We start from the raw sequence: 16028 nt of genomic DNA on the forward strand, positions 1-16028 counted from the left end.
GGAGGCTAGGCGCGCAACGGGACCCGGCGGCGAGAGAAATTCAAAAGAGGTGAAAAAGACATGATGACGCTTTATTCGGGGATCACCGATCCGTTCAGCCACCGCTGCCGGATCGTGCTGTACGAGAAGGGGATGGACTTCGAGATCATCGATGTCGACCTCATGAACAAGCCCGAGGACCTCGCGGTGATGAACCCCTACAACACGACGCCGGTGCTCGTGGAGCGGGACCTCGTGCTTTACGAGTCGAACATCATCAACGAGTACATCGACGAGCGCTTCCCCCATCCGCAGCTCATGCCCGCGGACCCGGTGATGCGCGCCCGCGCGCGGCTGTTCCTGTTCCGCTTCGAGCAGGAGCTCTTCACCCACGTGAAGGCCCTCGAATCCGGCCCTTCGAAGGGGTATGACAAGGCGCGGCTCTACATCCGCGAGAACCTCATCCAGATCGCGCCGATCTTCGTGAAGCAGAAGTTCATGCTCGGCGAGGAATTCTCGATGCTGGACGTGGCGATCGCGCCGCTGCTCTGGCGGCTGGGCCATTACCAGATCCAGCTGAACAAGCAATCGGCGCCGCTGCTGAAGTACGCCGAGCGCCTGTTCACACGCCAGGCATTCATCGACTCGATGACCGCCTCCGAGAAGGCCATGCGCCGCTGAAGGCGCCGCCATGCCCGAAGTCTCCACCAAGCCGTACTTCATCCGCGCCATTTACGAATGGTGCTCGGACTGCGGGTTCACGCCTTACCTGAGCGTGAAGGTGGACGATCGGACCCGCGTGCCGGTCGAGTACGTCAAGAACGGCGAGATCGTGCTGAACGTGAGCCTGAACGCCACTCGCAACCTGACCATCAACAACGAGCTGGTGCAGTTCTCCGCCCGGTTCAGCGGCGTTTCCCGGGAAGTGACCGTCCCCGTCGACCGGGTGCAGGGCATCTTTGCCCGGGAGAACGGGCAGGGCGCGTTCTTCACCGTGGAAGTCCCGGCGGCCGCCCCCGAGTCCTCCGCGGCGGCCGCCGGATCGAATTCCGCCCCTCCGACGCCGCCGGCTACGGGAAAGGCAAGGCTGAAACTGGTCAAGTAAGCGCCCGCTGTGCCGGCATAGCTCAGCTGGTAGAGCAACCGCCTTGTAAGCGGTAGGTCCCCTGTTCGATTCAGGGTGCCGGCACCAAGTCCCCGCGGTGTGAGTCGCGGGCATCAAGCATCGAAAACCTTGTTTTGATTGACCTTACTCTAGGAAGGCCGGATAATTGAGAGTTTCCCGGAGGGGTGCCCGAGTGGTTAAAGGGGGCAGACTGTAAATCTGTTGGCCTTGCGCCTACGTTGGTTCGAATCCAACCTCCTCCACCAGTTTTCCAGTTCGCGCGCCGCCCACGGGATGCGCGCTGGGTCAAAGGGTCGTGATGCGGCGCGGGTGTAGCTCAATGGTAGAGCAGAAGCCTTCCAAGCTTACGACGAGGGTTCGATTCCCTTCACCCGCTCCACGAATGCCCGCGCCGGAAACGGACGGGAGCAGCATCTGGCCCATGTAGCTCAGTGGTAGAGCACTCCCTTGGTAAGGGAGAGGTCATGCGTTCAATCCGCATCATGGGCACCAGGCATTTCGCATCACCAATGACGGCCAGCGACTGCGCTGGGCATTCTCTTCCAAGGCGCTTGAAGAGAAAGAAACGACCATGGCAAAGGGCAAGTTTGAGCGGACCAAGCCGCACGTGAACGTGGGGACGATTGGGCACGTGGACCACGGGAAGACGACGCTGACGGCGGCGATGACGCTGGTTCTGTCGAAGAAGTTCGGTGGCGAGGCGAAGGCCTACGACCAGATCGATGCGGCGCCGGAGGAGAAGGCGCGCGGGATCACGATCAACACGGCGCACGTCGAGTACCAGACGAAGAATCGGCATTACGCGCACGTGGACTGCCCGGGCCATGCGGACTACATCAAGAACATGATCACGGGGGCGGCGCAGATGGACGGTGCGATCCTGGTGGTGTCGGCGGCCGACGGCCCGATGCCGCAGACGCGCGAGCACATCCTGCTGGCGCGCCAGGTGGGTGTGCCGTACATCATCGTGTACATGAACAAGGCGGACATGGTGGACGACAAGGAGCTGCTGGAGCTTGTCGAGATGGAGGTTCGCGAGCTTTTGTCGAAGTACAAGTTTCCCGGGGACAAGACGCCGATCGTGATCGGCTCGGCGCTCAAGGCGCTCGAGGGGGACACGGGGGAGCTGGGCGAGCAGTCGATCATGAAGCTGGCGGATGCGCTGGATAGCTACATTCCGATGCCTGAGCGCGCCATCGACGGTGCGTTCCTGATGCCGGTGGAGGACGTGTTCTCCATTTCGGGGCGCGGCACGGTGGTGACCGGGCGGGTGGAGCGCGGGATCGTGAAGGTGGGCGAGGAGCTGGAGATCATTGGTCTTCGGGCGACGCTAAAGACGGTGTGCACGGGCGTGGAGATGTTCAGGAAGCTGCTGGACCAGGGCCAGGCCGGGGACAACGTGGGGGTGCTGCTGCGCGGCACGAAGCGCGAGGAGGTCGAGCGCGGCCAGGTGCTGGCCAAGCCCGGCTCGATCACGCCGCACACGAAGTTCGAGTGCGAGGTGTACGTGCTGAGCAAGGAGGAGGGCGGTCGTCACACGCCGTTCTTCAACGGCTACCGTCCGCAGTTCTATTTCCGCACGACGGACGTGACCGGTTCGCTGGAGCTGCCCACGGGCGTCGAGATGGTGATGCCCGGCGACAACATCAAGATGACGGTGACGCTGATTGCGCCGATCGCGATGGAGGACGGCCTGCGCTTCGCCATCCGCGAAGGCGGCCGCACCGTCGGTGCCGGCGTCGTCTCCAAGATCCTGGAGTAAACGAGTTCAAAAGGTTAGGCCAGTAGCTCAATTGGCAGAGCGGCGGTCTCCAAAACCGCAGGTTGGGGGTTCGAGACCCTCCTGGCCTGCCACCGAAGTGGCAGAGGATATGGCAGAAAAGATAAAGATTTCGGCAGCGGCGTTGATCGCGATCGCGGGCCTGTGGGGCTTCTACGCGATCGCGGACCAGGCCACCATCGTGCGCCTCGGCGTGCTTCTCGGCGCCTTCGCGCTTGCCGCAGGTGTCATGTGGCTCACCCAGTCGGGTCGCGATTTCGTTGTCTTTTCCCGGGAGTCCTGGGACGAGTCGAAGCGCGTCGTCTGGCCCTCGCGCAAGGAGACACTCCAGACAACGGGCATCGTCTTCGCGTTCGTGTTCGTGATGGCCATGCTGCTTTGGCTCGTCGATGCGGGGCTCCTCTGGCTCACGCAGCGGCTTCTCGGGCAGGGGGGCTGACATGACGACGATGCGCTGGTACGTCGTGCACGCCTACTCCGGCCAGGAGAAAAGCATCCAGGCGGCGCTGATCGACCGGATCAAGCGCTCCGGCATGGCCGACAAGTTCGGCCAGGTGCTCGTGCCTACGGAGGAAGTCGTGGAAATGAAGGGCGGCCAGAAGGCGCTGAGCGAGCGCCGCTTCTTCCCCGGCTACATCCTCGTCCAGATGGAGATGACGGACGACACCTGGCATCTCGTGAAGAGCACGCCGAAGGTGACCGGATTCATCGGCGGAACCGCGATGAAGCCCACGCCCATCACCGAGAAGGAAGTCGCGAACATCCTGCACCAGGTGCAGGAAGGCGTCGAGAAGCCCAAGCCGAAGGTGCTCTTCGAGGTGGGCGAATCGGTGCGCGTGACCGAGGGACCGTTCACCGACTTCAACGGAAACGTCGAGGAAGTGAACTACGAGAAGAGCAAAATCCGGGTCTCCGTGCTGATCTTCGGGCGCGCGACTCCGGTAGAGCTGGATTTCGGACAGGTCGAGAAGGCCTGAACCATTTTCGCCGCGTCGTGAGGACGCGGCGTGCGGTGGCCGGGCGCGTTTCCCGGCCGAACTGAACGGGGAGGGCGCGCAGCCTGGCGTCCGCTGGAACCCGGGGAGTGCCATCGTGGCAAAGAAGATCATCGGCTTCATCAAGCTGCAAGTGCCTGCGGGCAAGGCGAATCCCTCGCCGCCCATCGGCCCCGCGCTCGGCCAGCGCGGCCTGAACATCATGGAATTCTGCAAGGCCTTCAACGCCCAGACGCAGAAAGTCGAGCCGGGCCTCATGCTCCCGGTCGTGATCACGGCGTTCGCGGACAAGAGCTTCACCTTCATCATCAAGACGCCCCCGGCGCCGGTGCTGATCAAGAGGGCGCTCAAGCTCGAGAAGGGCAGCAGCAAGCCCCATTCGGAAAAGGTCGGCAAGCTCACCCGCGCGCAGGCCGAGGAAATCGCAAAAATGAAGATGCCCGATCTCACGGCTGCCGACCTCGACGCGGCCGTCCGCACGATCGCCGGCAGTGCCCGCAGCATGGGCGTCGAAGTGGAAGGAGTCTGACCATGGCCAGCTCCAAGCGTGCCAAGTCCCTCAATGTCCTCGTGGATCGCACGAAGGCGTATTCGCTCGGCGATGCGCTCGACCTCGCCAAGAAGACGGCCACCGCCAAGTTCGACGAATCCATCGACGTCGCGGTGAACCTGGGCATCGATTCCAAGAAATCCGACCAGGTGGTGCGCGGCAGCGTCGTGCTCCCTCGTGGAACGGGCAAGACGGTGCGCGTCGCCGTGTTCGCACAGGGCGCGAACGTCGAGGCCGCCAAAGCTGCCGGGGCGGATGTGGTCGGCTTCGACGACCTCGCGGAGAGAATCAAGGGCGGATTCATGGATTTCGACGTCGTCATCGCGACGCCGGACGCGATGAAGGTCGTCGGCCCTCTCGGCCAGGTGCTCGGCCCGCGCGGCCTCATGCCCAACCCGAAGGTCGGCACCGTGACTGCGAACGTGACCGAGGCGGTGAAGAACGCCAAGGCCGGCCAGGTGCAGTACCGCGCCGACAAGGCGGGCATCGTGCAGTGCACGATCGGCCGCGCGTCCTTCCCCGTCGAGGCGCTGACCCAGAACTTCGAGGCGCTCCTCGGGGCGATCAACAAGTCGAAGCCCGCCGCCACGAAGGGCGTTTACGTGAGGAAAGTGTCCGTCTCCAGCACGATGGGAGTCGGTATCCGCGTGGATCAATCAACGCTGGCCGGCGCTTCTGCCGGCGCGGCGCAATAGCTTTGGGCCGCTGCCGACCCCTCTGGGGCCGGCAGCGGGTTATCCAAGACCGTAGGTGCCTCGCGGGGATCTCCAGCTTCGCTGGAGCGACCCGAAGACGAGGCTCAATGGAGGGGGCGGTTGACCCCGAAGCCTACGCAGATAGCGAACCCAAGACAGGATTCTCGCGCCCCACCGGGCGCAATCGGTCTCCTGACGAAAGGTCGCTATGGATGGTGCGGCGTTTTCCGGGCATCCCCAAAGGCCCGTGATGGCGATGCATCGATTAGCTGAAGGAGAATGACCTTGAGTCTGAATCTGGAAAGTAAGAAGGAAGTCGTGGCTGAGATCTCCGCCCGGCTGGTCAACGCGCAAGCCGTCGTGCTTGCCGAGTATCGCGGCCTGCCGGTCGAAAAGATCACGCAGCTTCGCGCGAGAGCGCGCGCTTCCGGCGTCTACCTTCGCGTGCTGAAGAACACCCTCGCGCGCCGCGCGGTCCAGGGAACGCCTTTCGAGAAGCTTGCCGACCAGATGGTCGGCCAGCTCGCCTACGGCATTTCCGTCGACCCCGTTGCTGCAGCAAAGGTGCTCCACGCCTACGCGAAGGAGAACGACAAGCTCGTCATCAAGGGCGGAGCGATGCCCAACCAGCTGATGAGCGCAAAGGAGGTCGGCAGCCTCGCGATGCTCCCGGGTCGCGAGGAACTCCTCGCGATGCTCATGGGAACGATGCTGGCGCCGGCAACCAAGTTCGTCCAGACGCTGAATGAAGTGCCGGGCAAGTTCGTCAGGACCCTCGCCGCGGTTCGCGACCAGCGCGAAAAGCAGGCAGCCTGAGCGCCCAAGACCCCATTGAACGACAACTGAACCAAGTACAGGAGAACGAAACATGGCTATCGCCAAGCAGGAAATCCTCGAAGCAATCTCCAGCATGACCGTCCTCGAGCTCTCGCAGCTCATCAAGGACATGGAAGAGAAGTTCGGCGTGTCCGCCGCCGCCGCCACTGTCGCCGTTGCCGCACCCGCGGCGGGCGGCGCCGCCGCTGCAGCGGAGGAGCAGACCGAGTTCACCGTGATTCTCCTCGCCGCTGGCGAGAACAAGGTGAACACGATCAAGGCGGTGCGCGAAGTGACGGGCCTGGGCCTGAAGGAAGCCAAGGACCTCGTCGACGGCGCGCCGAAGCCGGTGAAGGAAGCCGTCAACAAGGCCGAAGCCGAAACGGTCAAGAAGAAGCTGGAAGAAGCCGGCGCCAAGGTCGAGGTGAAGTAGGCGCAGTTTGCGGGATGTCTGCTGGCGTTGAGCGGCGCCGCCTCGGCGGTGTCCGCTCCAACGCCATCCCAGATGTCAAATCTAAGCCCTGACGGGCTTCGATTTGCCTTCTGAAGCGACTGCAGGAGGCAAGGTTTGGTCGGGCCGCATCCCGTGCGGCTGTCCGCCAGCGGCTGGTAGGGGCCAGCCACCAGGCCATGAGCACCAGTCGGGTGCAACGGGCGCGCACGCGCCCGCGGGATTCACGGAGCCATCATGACCACGACCTACTCGTTCACCGAGAAGAAGCGCATTCGCAAGAGTTTCGCCAAGCGGGCGGCCGTCCTCGACGTGCCGTTCCTCCTGGCCACGCAGCTCGATTCCTACGCCGATTTCCTGCAGGCCGAGGTGCCTCCGAGCGAGCGCCGCGATGCCGGCCTGCAGTCGGCCTTCACATCCGTCTTCCCGATCTCCAGCCATTCGGGCAACGCGCGCCTGGAATTCGTGAGCTTCGCCCTCGGCGAGCCCCCGTTCGACGTGGTCGAGTGCCAGCAGCGCGGCCTCACGTTCGCCAGCCCCCTGCGCGCCAAGGTGCGGCTCACGATCATGGACCGCGAGGCGACCAAGCCGACGGTCAAGGAAGTGAAGGAGCAGGAGGTGTACATGGGCGAGATCCCGCTCATGACGCGAAACGGCTCCTTCGTCGTGAACGGGACCGAGCGCGTGATCGTGAGCCAGCTCCACCGCTCCCCTGGCGTCTTCTTCGAGCACGACCGCGGCAAGACCCACTCCTCCGGCAAGCTCCTCTTCTCCGCCCGCGTGATTCCCTACCGCGGCTCCTGGCTCGACTTCGAGTTCGACCCGAAGGACTTCCTGTACTTCCGCGTCGACCGCCGCCGCAAGATGCCGGTCACCATCCTCCTGAAGGCGCTGGGCTACACGCCCGAGCGCATCCTCGCCGAGTTCTTCGCGTTCGACACGTTCCACTTCGGCAAGAAGGGCATCGAGTTCGATGTCGTGCCCGAGCGCCTGAAGGGCGAGATCGCCCGCTTCGACATCGTCACCAAGGCCGGCAAGACGATCGTCCAGAAGGACAAGCGCATCACGGTGAAGCACATCCGCGAGATGGAGGCCGCCGGAATGAAGAAGCTCTCCGTCGAGCCCGATTTCCTCCTCGGGCGCACGCTCGCCAAGGGCATCGTCAACAAGGAGACCGGCGAGATCGTCGCCAACGCCAACGAGGAGATCACCGAGATCCTCCTCAAGAAGTTCGAGGAGGCCGCAGTCGAGCAGGTGCAGACGATTTACGTGAACGACCTCGACCAGGGACCGTACATCTCGCAGACACTGCGCATCGACGAATCGGTCGACCAGCTGAACGCCCAGGTCGCGATCTACCGCATGATGCGCCCCGGCGAGCCGCCGACCGAGGAGGCCGTGAAGACCCTCTTCAACGGGCTCTTCTTCAGCGAGGACCGCTACGACCTGTCGGACGTGGGCCGCATGAAGTTCAACCGCCGCGTGGGCAGGGACGAGCTCACCGGCGCGATGACGCTCTCGACCGAGGACATCGTCGCGGTCATCCGCATCCTGGTGGAGCTGCGCAACGGCCGCGGCGAGATCGACGACATCGACCATCTCGGAAACCGCCGCGTGCGCTCCGTCGGCGAGCTTGCGGAGAACCAGTTCCGCTCCGGCCTCGTGCGCGTCGAGCGCGCGGTGCGCGAGCGCCTCTCGCAGGCCGAGAGCGAGAACCTGATGCCGCACGACCTCATCAACGCGAAGCCCGTCTCCGCCGCGATCAAGGAGTTCTTCGGCTCCAGCCAGCTCTCGCAGTTCATGGACCAGACGAACCCGCTCTCCGAGATCACGCACAAGCGCCGCATCTCGGCGCTCGGACCCGGGGGCCTCACGCGCGAGCGCGCCGGCTTCGAGGTGCGCGACGTGCACCCGACCCACTACGGCCGCGTGTGCCCGATCGAGACGCCTGAAGGCCCGAACATCGGCCTCATCAACTCGCTCGCCCTGTACGCGCGCACCAACGACTACGGCTTCATCGAGACGCCCTATCGCCGCGTGAAGGACAGGAAAGTCACGAAGGACATCGAGTTCCTGTCGGCGATCGAGGAAGGCAAGTACGTGATCGCCCAGGCGAACGCGGCCCTCGACAAGTCCGGTCACTTCGTCGACGAGCTGGTCTCCTGCCGTCACCGCAACGAATTCACCCTCTCGGCTCCGGACAGGATCGAGTACATCGACGTGGCGCCCTCGCAGATCGTGTCGGTTGCCGCCTCGCTCATCCCGTTCCTCGAGCACGACGACGCGAACCGCGCCCTCATGGGTTCGAACATGCAGCGCCAGGCGGTGCCGTGTCTTCGCGCCGAGAAGCCGTTCGTCGGAACCGGCATCGAGCGCACGGTCGCGATCGACTCCGGCACCGCCGTCCAGGCGCGACGGGGCGGGCGCGTCGATTACGTCGATGCGGGCCGAATCGTGACGCGGGTGAACGACAGCGAGACCGATGCCGGCAAGGCGGGCGTCGACATCTACAACCTCACGAAGTACACGCGCTCCAACCAGAACACGAACATCAACCAGCGTCCCTTGGTGAAGGTGGGCGACGTGATCGCCGCGGGCGACGTGATCGCCGACGGGGCCTCGACCGACATGGGCGAACTCGCCCTCGGCCAGAATCTCCTCGTCGCGTTCATGCCGTGGAACGGTTACAACTTCGAGGACTCGATCCTCATCTCCGAGCGCGTGGTCGCCGACGACCGCTACACCTCGATCCACATCGAGGAGCTGGTGGTCGTCGCCCGGGACACCAAGCTCGGCCCCGAGGAGATCACGCGGGACATCTCGAACCTGTCCGAGCGCATGCTCGCGCGGCTCGACGAATCCGGCATCGTGTACATCGGCGCCGAGGTCGAGGCGGGCGACGTCCTCGTCGGCAAGGTGACGCCCAAGGGCGAGACCCAGCTCACGCCGGAGGAGAAGCTCCTGCGTGCGATCTTCGGCGAGAAGGCCTCCGACGTGAAGGACACCAGCCTCAGGGTGCCTTCCGGCATCTCCGGCTGCGTGATCGACGTGCAGGTGTTCACCCGCGAGGGAATCCAGCGCGACAAGCGCGCCCAGCAGATCATCGACGACCAGCTCAAGGACTACCGCAAGGACCTCCACGACCAGCTGCGCATCGTCGAGGACGACCTGTTCGCACGCCTGGAGCGCATGCTCAACGGCAAGGCCGCCAAGGGCGGCCCGAAGAAGCTGGCCAGGGGTGCGAAGCTCTCCAAGGCCTACCTTGCCGAACTCGAGCGCCACGAGTGGTTCGACATCCGGCTCGCCGACGAGGAAGGCGCCGCCCAGCTCGAGCAGCTGCGCGAATCGCTCGACCTCACCCGCAAGGAGTTCGACCGCGCCTTCGAGGAGAAGAAGAAGAAGCTCACGCAGGGCGACGAGCTGCCGCCGGGCGTGCAGAAGATGGTGAAGGTGTATGTCGCGGTCAAGCGCCGGCTTCAGCCAGGCGACAAGATGGCCGGGCGCCACGGCAACAAGGGCGTGATCTCCAAGATCGTGCCCGTGGAGGACATGCCGTTCATGGCGGACGGCACCTCCGTCGACATCGTTCTCAATCCCCTGGGCGTGCCGTCGCGGATGAACGTTGGCCAGATCCTCGAGACCCACCTCGGGTGGGCGGCCAAGGGGCTGGGCCAGAAGATCGGCGAGATGCTCCGCGGCCACGAGAGCGTGTCCAAGCTGCGCAAGTACCTGGACAAGATCTACAACTCCACCGGCAAGAAGGAGGACCTCGCAGCCTTCACGGACGCGGAGGTCATCGAGCTTTCGGAGAACCTCTCCAGGGGCGTGCCCTTCGCCACGCCGGTTTTCGACGGCGCGACCGAGGCCGAGATCAAGGACATGCTCGAGCTGGCCGGGTTGCCCCGCAGTGGTCAGATCGCACTGCATGACGGCCGCACCGGCGACGCGTTCGACCGCGAAGTGACGGTGGGTTACATGCACATCCTGAAGCTGCACCATCTCGTGGACGACAAGATGCACGCGCGCTCGACCGGCCCGTACTCGCTCGTCACGCAGCAGCCGCTGGGCGGCAAGGCGCAGTTCGGCGGCCAGCGCTTCGGCGAGATGGAAGTCTGGGCGCTCGAGGCCTACGGCGCGGCCTACACCCTGCAGGAAATGCTCACCGTCAAGTCCGACGACACGCAGGGTCGCACCAAGGTCTACGAGAGCATCGTGAAGGGAGAGCACAAGATCGAGGCGGGAATGCCCGAGTCGTTCAACGTGCTGGTGAAGGAAATCCGTTCGCTCGCGATCGACATCGATCTCGAACGCTACTGACCGGGAAACACCCAATCAAGCGCGTCCAAGCAGCGAACGCCCCAGGAGAAATCGGATGAAAGCATTGCTCGATCTGTTCAAACAGGTCACCCAGGAAGAGGAATTCGACGCGATCCGCATCGGCCTCGCCTCCCCGGACAAGATCCGGTCGTGGTCCTACGGCGAGGTGAAGAAGCCCGAGACCATCAACTACCGCACCTTCAAGCCCGAGCGCGACGGCCTCTTCTGCGCCAAGATCTTCGGCCCGACGAAGGACTACGAGTGCCTTTGCGGCAAGTACAAGCGCCTGAAGCACCGCGGCGTCATCTGCGAGAAGTGCGGCGTCGAGGTCACGCTCACCAAGGTGCGCCGCGAGCGCATGGGCCACATCGAGCTCGCGAGCCCCGTCGCGCACATCTGGTTCCTGAAGAGCCTGCCGTCCCGGCTCGGAATGGTGCTCGACATGACGCTTCGCGATATCGAGCGGGTCCTCTACTTCGAGGCCTACGTCGTCACGGATCCGGGCATGACCCCCCTCAACCGCTGCCAGCTCCTCTCCGAGGATGACTTCCTCGCCAAGCTGGAGGAGTACGGTGACGACTTTCACGCCTCCATGGGCGCGGAGGGCATTCGCGCGCTGCTCAGGGCGCTCGACGTCGGCCACGAGATCGAGACGCTCAGGAAGGATCTCGCCGCCACCAGGCTCCGAAACCAAGATCAAGAAGATCTCCAAGCGCCTCAAGGTGCTGGAGGCGTTCAGCAAGTCCGGCATCAAGCCCGACTGGATGGTGATGGAGGTCCTGCCGGTCCTGCCGCCGGACCTTCGCCCCCTCGTTCCCCTGGACGGCGGCCGCTTCGCGACTTCCGACCTGAACGACCTCTATCGGCGCGTGATCAACCGCAACAACCGCCTCAAGCGCCTGCTCGAACTGAAGGCCCCGGAGATCATCGTGCGCAACGAGAAGCGCATGCTCCAGGAGGCGGTGGACTCCCTGCTCGACAACGGTCGCCGCGGCAAGGCGATGACGGGCGCCAACAAGCGCGCTCTCAAGTCGCTGGCCGACATGATCAAGGGCAAGAGCGGCCGCTTCCGCCAGAACCTGCTCGGCAAGCGCGTCGACTACTCGGGCCGCTCCGTGATCGTGGTGGGCCCGACGCTCAAGCTCCACCAGTGCGGCCTTCCGAAGCTCATGGCGCTCGAGCTCTTCAAGCCCTTCATCTTCCACAAGCTGGAAGTGATGGGACTCGCGACGACCATCAAGGCGGCCAAGCGCATGGTGGAAAGCCAGGAGCCGGTGGTGTGGGACATCCTCGAGGACGTGATCCGCGAGCACCCGGTGCTGCTCAACCGCGCGCCCACCCTGCACCGCCTCGGCATCCAGGCCTTCGAGCCGGTCCTGATCGAGGGCAAGGCGATCCAGCTGCACCCGCTCGTCTGTGCGGCGTTCAACGCCGACTTCGACGGCGACCAGATGGCCGTCCACGTGCCCATCTCCCTGGAAGCACAGATGGAAGCGCGCACGCTCATGCTTTCGTCGAACAACGTGCTGCACACCGCCCACGGCGAGCCGGTCATCGTGCCCTCGCAGGACATCGTGCTCGGCCTCTACTACGCCACCCGCGAGCGCATCAACGCGCGCGGCGAGGGTTCGCTCTTTTCCAACGTGGCCGAGGTGAGTCGCGCGTACGAGTCGGGCGGCGTCGAGCTGCACGCCAGGATCACGGTGCGAATCCGCGAGTCCCGGCGCGAAGAGTCCGGCGAGCTCAGCGAAGTGATCGCGCGCCACGAGACGACGGTCGGCCGTGCGCTCCTGTCGGAGATCCTGCCGGCGGGGCTGCCGTTCTCCGTCATCAACAAGGCGTTGAAGAAGAAGGAGATCTCGAAGCTCATCAACGAGGCCTTCCGCCGCTGCGGCATCCGCGAGACGGTGATCTTCGCCGACAAGCTCATGTACACGGGCTTCGGCTACGCCACGCGCGCGGGCCTGTCGATCTGCGTGGACGACCTGCTGATCCCCGTCCAGAAGGCGGTGATCATCGGCGAGTCGGAGAAGGAAGTGAAGGAGATCGAGCGCCAGTACACCTCGGGCCTGGTGACCCAGGGCGAGCGCTACAACAAGGTGGTCGACATCTGGGGCCGCGCCGGCGACCAGATCGCCAAGGCGATGATGGACCAGCTCGGCAACGAGAAGGTCCTCGACCGCAAGGGCAAGGAGACGACCCAGGAGTCTTTCAACGCCATCTACATGATGGCCGACTCGGGCGCGCGCGGCTCCGCGGCGCAGATCCGCCAGCTCGCCGGCATGCGCGGCCTGATGGCGAAGCCGGACGGCTCGATCATCGAGACGCCCATCACGGCGAACTTCCGCGAAGGGCTGAACGTCCTGCAGTACTTCATCTCGACGCACGGCGCCCGAAAGGGCCTGGCCGACACCGCGCTCAAGACCGCCAACTCCGGCTACCTGACGCGCCGCCTGGTCGACGTGACGCAGGACCTGGTGGTGATCGAGGACGATTGCGGCACCACGCTGGGAATGGCCATGAAGGCGCTGGTCGAGGGCGGCGAGGTGGTGGAGGCGCTTCGCGAGCGCATCCTGGGCCGCGTCACGGCGACCGAGGTGGTCCACCCCGAGTCGCAGCAGATGATCATCGCCGCAGGCACCCTTCTGGATGAGAGCGGGGTGGCGAACATCGAGGCCCTCGGTGTCGACGAGGTGAAGGTCCGCACCCCCCTTACCTGCGAAACGCGCTACGGCCTGTGCGCCAAGTGCTACGGTCGGGACCTCGGCCGGGGCGCGCTCGTGAACGTGGGCGAGGCGGTCGGCGTCATCGCCGCCCAGTCCATCGGAGAGCCGGGGACGCAGCTCACGATGCGCACGTTCCACATCGGTGGTGCGGCCTCGCGGGCGGCGGTTGCTAGCTCCGTGGAGTCCAAGTCCAACGGCGTCGTGCGCTTCGCGCCCACCATGCGCTACGTGACGAACTCCCGTGATGAACAGATCGTCATCTCGCGCAACGGCGAGATCATCATCACCGACGACAACGGCCGCGAGCGCGAGCGCCACAAGATTCCGTATGGCGCCACGCTGGCCGTGCGCGACGGCTCCAAGGTCAAGGCCGGCCAGTCGTTGGGCACCTGGGATCCGCTCACCCGCCCGATCATCACGGAGTACGCGGGAGAAGTCCGGTTCGAGAACGTCGAGGAGGGGGTCACCGTCGCCAAGCAGATCGACGAGACGACGGGCCTTTCGAGCCTGGTCGTCATCGACCCGAAGCGCAAGGCCGGTGCCGCCGCGAAGGGCCTGCGGCCTGCGGTGAAGCTCCTGAACGAGAAGGGCAAGGACGTGAAGCTCGCCGGAAGCGATACTTCCGTGAACTACACGTTCCAGATCGGCGCGATCATCACGGTGAAGAACGGGCAGAGCCTGAACGTGGGCGACGTGCTCGCGCGCATCCCGCAGGAGTCGTCCAAGACGCGCGACATCACGGGCGGCCTGCCGCGCGTGGCGGAGCTCTTCGAGGCGCGCTCCCCGAAGGACGCCGGGCTGCTCGCCGAGATCACCGGAACGGTTTCGTTCGGCAAGGACACGAAGGGCAAGCAGCGCCTGATCATCACCGATTTCGACGGTGCCGCCCACGAGTACCTCATCCCGAAGGAAAAGCACATCTCCGTGCACGACGGGCAGGTGGTGAACAAGGGCGAGATGATCGTCGACGGCCCCGCCGACCCGCACGACATCCTGCGGCTCCAGGGGATGGAGGCGCTGGCCCGCTACATCATCGACGAGGTCCAGGACGTCTATCGCCTGCAGGGCGTGAAGATCAACGACAAGCACATCGAGGTGATCGTCCGCCAGATGCTGCGCCGGTTGCAGATCGTGGACCCGGGCGAGACCCGGTTCATCACCGGCGAACAGGTCGAACGCGCCGAGGTCCTGGCGGAGAACGATCGCGCCCGGGCAGCCGACAAGAAGCCTTGCACCACCCAGTACATGCTCCTGGGCATCACCAAGGCGTCGCTTTCGACCGACTCCTTCATTTCCGCGGCCTCCTTCCAGGAGACCACGCGAGTGCTCACCGAGGCGGCGATCATGGGCAAGAAGGACGACCTGCGCGGCCTCAAGGAGAACGTCATCGTCGGGCGCCTCATCCCGGCCGGAACGGGCCTCGCCTACCACATGACCCGCAAGAAGGATGCCGAAGCGGAGGCGGCGGGGGCGTCCTTCACGTTTGCCGTCGACGACGCCGACGTCGGCAGCGAGCAGGTTGCTTGACTGAAATGACCTAAACCCCTAAACTTGAGAGCTTTTTTCCGCCGCCTTTTTCCATTTGGGGCGGCGGAACCGGGCTCCCGGTAGGGGGCCCGAACGACCATCGGACGAAAAAACATGCCCACGATCAATCAGTTGCTTCGCAAGCCGCGCCAGAAGGCCGTCACCAAGAGCAAGGTGCCCGCCCTCGGCGGCAGCCCCCAGAAGCGGGGCGTGTGCACCCGCGTCTACACCACCACCCCGAAGAAGCCGAACTCGGCGCTGCGGAAAGTCGCCAAGGTGCGCCTGACCAACGGCTACGAGGTCATCAGCTACATCGGTGGCGAAGGGCACAACCTCCAGGAACACTCGGTGGTGCTCATCCGCGGGGGCCGCGTAAAGGACCTTCCGGGCGTGCGTTACCACATGGTTCGCGGCAGCCTCGACACCGCCGGGGTGAAGGACCGCAAGCAGTCGCGCTCGAAGTACGGCACCAAGCGGCCGAAGGCCGCGTAGCCCCAGGCAACTGGCCGGAAGTCGCCAGACATACATTTACTGAACGGATAAAGACCTATGCCCCGCCGCAGAGAAGTCCCCAAGCGCGAGATCCTGCCGGATCCCAAGTTCAAGAGCGAGGAAGTCGCGAAGTTCATCAACGTGCTGATGACCCGCGGCAAGAAGAGCGTTGCCGAGCGGATCATGTACGGCGCCCTCGACCAGATCGCGAAGAAGTCGGGCAAGGATCCCTTCGAGGTCTTCGGCGCGGCGATCAGCAACGTGAAGCCGATGGTGGAAGTGAAGAGCCGGCGCGTCGGCGGCGCGAACTACCAGGTGCCGGTCGAGGTTCGCCCGGTCCGCCGCACCGCGCTCGCCATGCGCTGGCTGCGCGAGGCCGCCCGCAAGCGCGGCGAGAAGAGCATGGGCCAGCGGCTCGCCAACGAGCTCCTCGAGGCCGCGGAAGGCCGTGGCGGCGCCGTGAAGAAGCGCGAGGAAGTTCACCGCATGGCCGAGGCCAACAAGGCCTTCGCCCACTACCGCTTCTAGCCGAAGCGAAACCCGCCGCGAGCCGCCAACCAGGTTCGGCGGCACG

At 64.8% G+C, this 16028-nt stretch carries 12 protein-coding genes, 5 tRNA genes and 1 pseudogene; all 18 read left to right on the forward strand.

The features are described 5' to 3' along the window. The first annotated feature begins 60 nt into the window (after positions 1 to 60). The 18 genes and pseudogenes from IPP91_11805 (at position 61) to rpsG (ending at position 15982) form a co-directional block, all read left to right on the forward strand. Complete coding sequence (locus tag IPP91_11805; GenBank protein ID MBL0142757.1) at positions 61 to 660, forward strand: glutathione S-transferase N-terminal domain-containing protein; 600 nt, start codon at positions 61 to 63, stop codon at positions 658 to 660. A 10-nt stretch (positions 661 to 670) separates the two neighbouring features. Continuing rightward, positions 671 to 1084: a ClpXP protease specificity-enhancing factor gene (locus IPP91_11810; protein MBL0142758.1), complete on the forward strand. Its 414-nt coding sequence runs from the start codon at positions 671 to 673 to the stop codon at positions 1082 to 1084. An 11-nt stretch (positions 1085 to 1095) separates the two neighbouring features. Continuing rightward, positions 1096 to 1171: transfer RNA gene (locus IPP91_11815), tRNA-Thr, on the forward strand. 92 nt (positions 1172 to 1263) lie between these two features. Beyond that, a tRNA-Tyr gene (locus tag IPP91_11820) sits at positions 1264 to 1350 on the forward strand. A 60-nt stretch (positions 1351 to 1410) separates the two neighbouring features. Next, positions 1411 to 1484, forward strand: a tRNA-Gly gene (locus tag IPP91_11825). Between the two features lie 38 nt (positions 1485 to 1522). Then, a tRNA-Thr gene (locus IPP91_11830) sits at positions 1523 to 1597 on the forward strand. 79 nt (positions 1598 to 1676) lie between these two features. Beyond that, the gene (gene tuf, locus IPP91_11835) at positions 1677 to 2867 is read left to right on the forward strand and encodes an elongation factor Tu (GenBank protein MBL0142759.1); all 1191 of its coding nucleotides are present in this window, start codon (positions 1677 to 1679) and stop codon (positions 2865 to 2867) included. 16 nt (positions 2868 to 2883) lie between these two features. Beyond that, positions 2884 to 2959: transfer RNA gene (locus IPP91_11840), tRNA-Trp, on the forward strand. A gap of 17 nt (positions 2960 to 2976) precedes the next feature. After that, entirely contained in the window at positions 2977 to 3324 is a 348-nt protein-coding gene (gene secE, locus IPP91_11845; protein ID MBL0142760.1) for a preprotein translocase subunit SecE, read from the forward strand. 10 nt (positions 3325 to 3334) lie between these two features. Next, entirely contained in the window at positions 3335 to 3862 is a 528-nt protein-coding gene (gene nusG, locus IPP91_11850) for a transcription termination/antitermination protein NusG (protein ID MBL0142761.1), read from the forward strand. 115 nt (positions 3863 to 3977) lie between these two features. Next, entirely contained in the window at positions 3978 to 4409 is a 432-nt protein-coding gene (gene rplK, locus IPP91_11855; GenBank protein ID MBL0142762.1) for a 50S ribosomal protein L11, read from the forward strand. A gap of 2 nt (positions 4410 to 4411) precedes the next feature. Further along, on the forward strand, positions 4412 to 5125 hold the full coding sequence (rplA, locus tag IPP91_11860; protein MBL0142763.1) for a 50S ribosomal protein L1: 714 nt from the start codon (positions 4412 to 4414) through the stop codon (positions 5123 to 5125). 285 nt (positions 5126 to 5410) lie between these two features. After that, positions 5411 to 5941: a 50S ribosomal protein L10 gene (rplJ, locus tag IPP91_11865; protein ID MBL0142764.1), complete on the forward strand. Its 531-nt coding sequence runs from the start codon at positions 5411 to 5413 to the stop codon at positions 5939 to 5941. 52 nt (positions 5942 to 5993) lie between these two features. Then, positions 5994 to 6374 (forward strand): 50S ribosomal protein L7/L12, encoded by a 381-nt coding sequence (gene rplL / locus IPP91_11870; GenBank protein MBL0142765.1) that lies wholly within the window; start codon positions 5994 to 5996, stop codon positions 6372 to 6374. Positions 6375 to 6629: 255 nt separating this feature from the next. Further along, positions 6630 to 10709, forward strand: coding sequence for a DNA-directed RNA polymerase subunit beta (gene rpoB / locus IPP91_11875; protein ID MBL0142766.1), 4080 nt, complete (start codon positions 6630 to 6632; stop codon positions 10707 to 10709). Positions 10710 to 10764: 55 nt separating this feature from the next. Beyond that, positions 10765 to 14962 (forward strand): annotated as a pseudogene (rpoC, locus tag IPP91_11880) (DNA-directed RNA polymerase subunit beta'). Between the two features lie 114 nt (positions 14963 to 15076). After that, positions 15077 to 15454: a 30S ribosomal protein S12 gene (rpsL, locus tag IPP91_11885; protein MBL0142767.1), complete on the forward strand. Its 378-nt coding sequence runs from the start codon at positions 15077 to 15079 to the stop codon at positions 15452 to 15454. Positions 15455 to 15511: 57 nt separating this feature from the next. After that, positions 15512 to 15982, forward strand: coding sequence for a 30S ribosomal protein S7 (gene rpsG / locus IPP91_11890; GenBank protein MBL0142768.1), 471 nt, complete (start codon positions 15512 to 15514; stop codon positions 15980 to 15982). The last annotated feature ends 46 nt before the right edge of the window (positions 15983 to 16028 follow it).

The organism is Betaproteobacteria bacterium, assembly GCA_016720855.1.
GTDB lineage: Bacteria > Pseudomonadota > Gammaproteobacteria > Burkholderiales > Usitatibacteraceae > FEB-7.

Excerpts from the sequence above, each read along its gene's own strand:
- IPP91_11805 (MBL0142757.1), top strand. The coding sequence starts at position 61 with ATGATGACGCTTTATTCGGGGATCACCGATCCGTTCAGCCACCGCTGC.
- rpoB (MBL0142766.1), top strand. The coding sequence starts at position 6,630 with ATGACCACGACCTACTCGTTCACCGAGAAGAAGCGCATTCGCAAGAGT.
- IPP91_11810 (MBL0142758.1), top strand. The coding sequence starts at position 671 with ATGCCCGAAGTCTCCACCAAGCCGTACTTCATCCGCGCCATTTACGAA.
- rpsG (MBL0142768.1), top strand. The coding sequence starts at position 15,512 with ATGCCCCGCCGCAGAGAAGTCCCCAAGCGCGAGATCCTGCCGGATCCC.
- rpsL (MBL0142767.1), top strand. The coding sequence starts at position 15,077 with ATGCCCACGATCAATCAGTTGCTTCGCAAGCCGCGCCAGAAGGCCGTC.
- tuf (MBL0142759.1), top strand. The coding sequence starts at position 1,677 with ATGGCAAAGGGCAAGTTTGAGCGGACCAAGCCGCACGTGAACGTGGGG.
- rplA (MBL0142763.1), top strand. The coding sequence starts at position 4,412 with ATGGCCAGCTCCAAGCGTGCCAAGTCCCTCAATGTCCTCGTGGATCGC.
- nusG (MBL0142761.1), top strand. The coding sequence starts at position 3,335 with ATGCGCTGGTACGTCGTGCACGCCTACTCCGGCCAGGAGAAAAGCATC.
- rplL (MBL0142765.1), top strand. The coding sequence starts at position 5,994 with ATGGCTATCGCCAAGCAGGAAATCCTCGAAGCAATCTCCAGCATGACC.
- secE (MBL0142760.1), top strand. The coding sequence starts at position 2,977 with ATGGCAGAAAAGATAAAGATTTCGGCAGCGGCGTTGATCGCGATCGCG.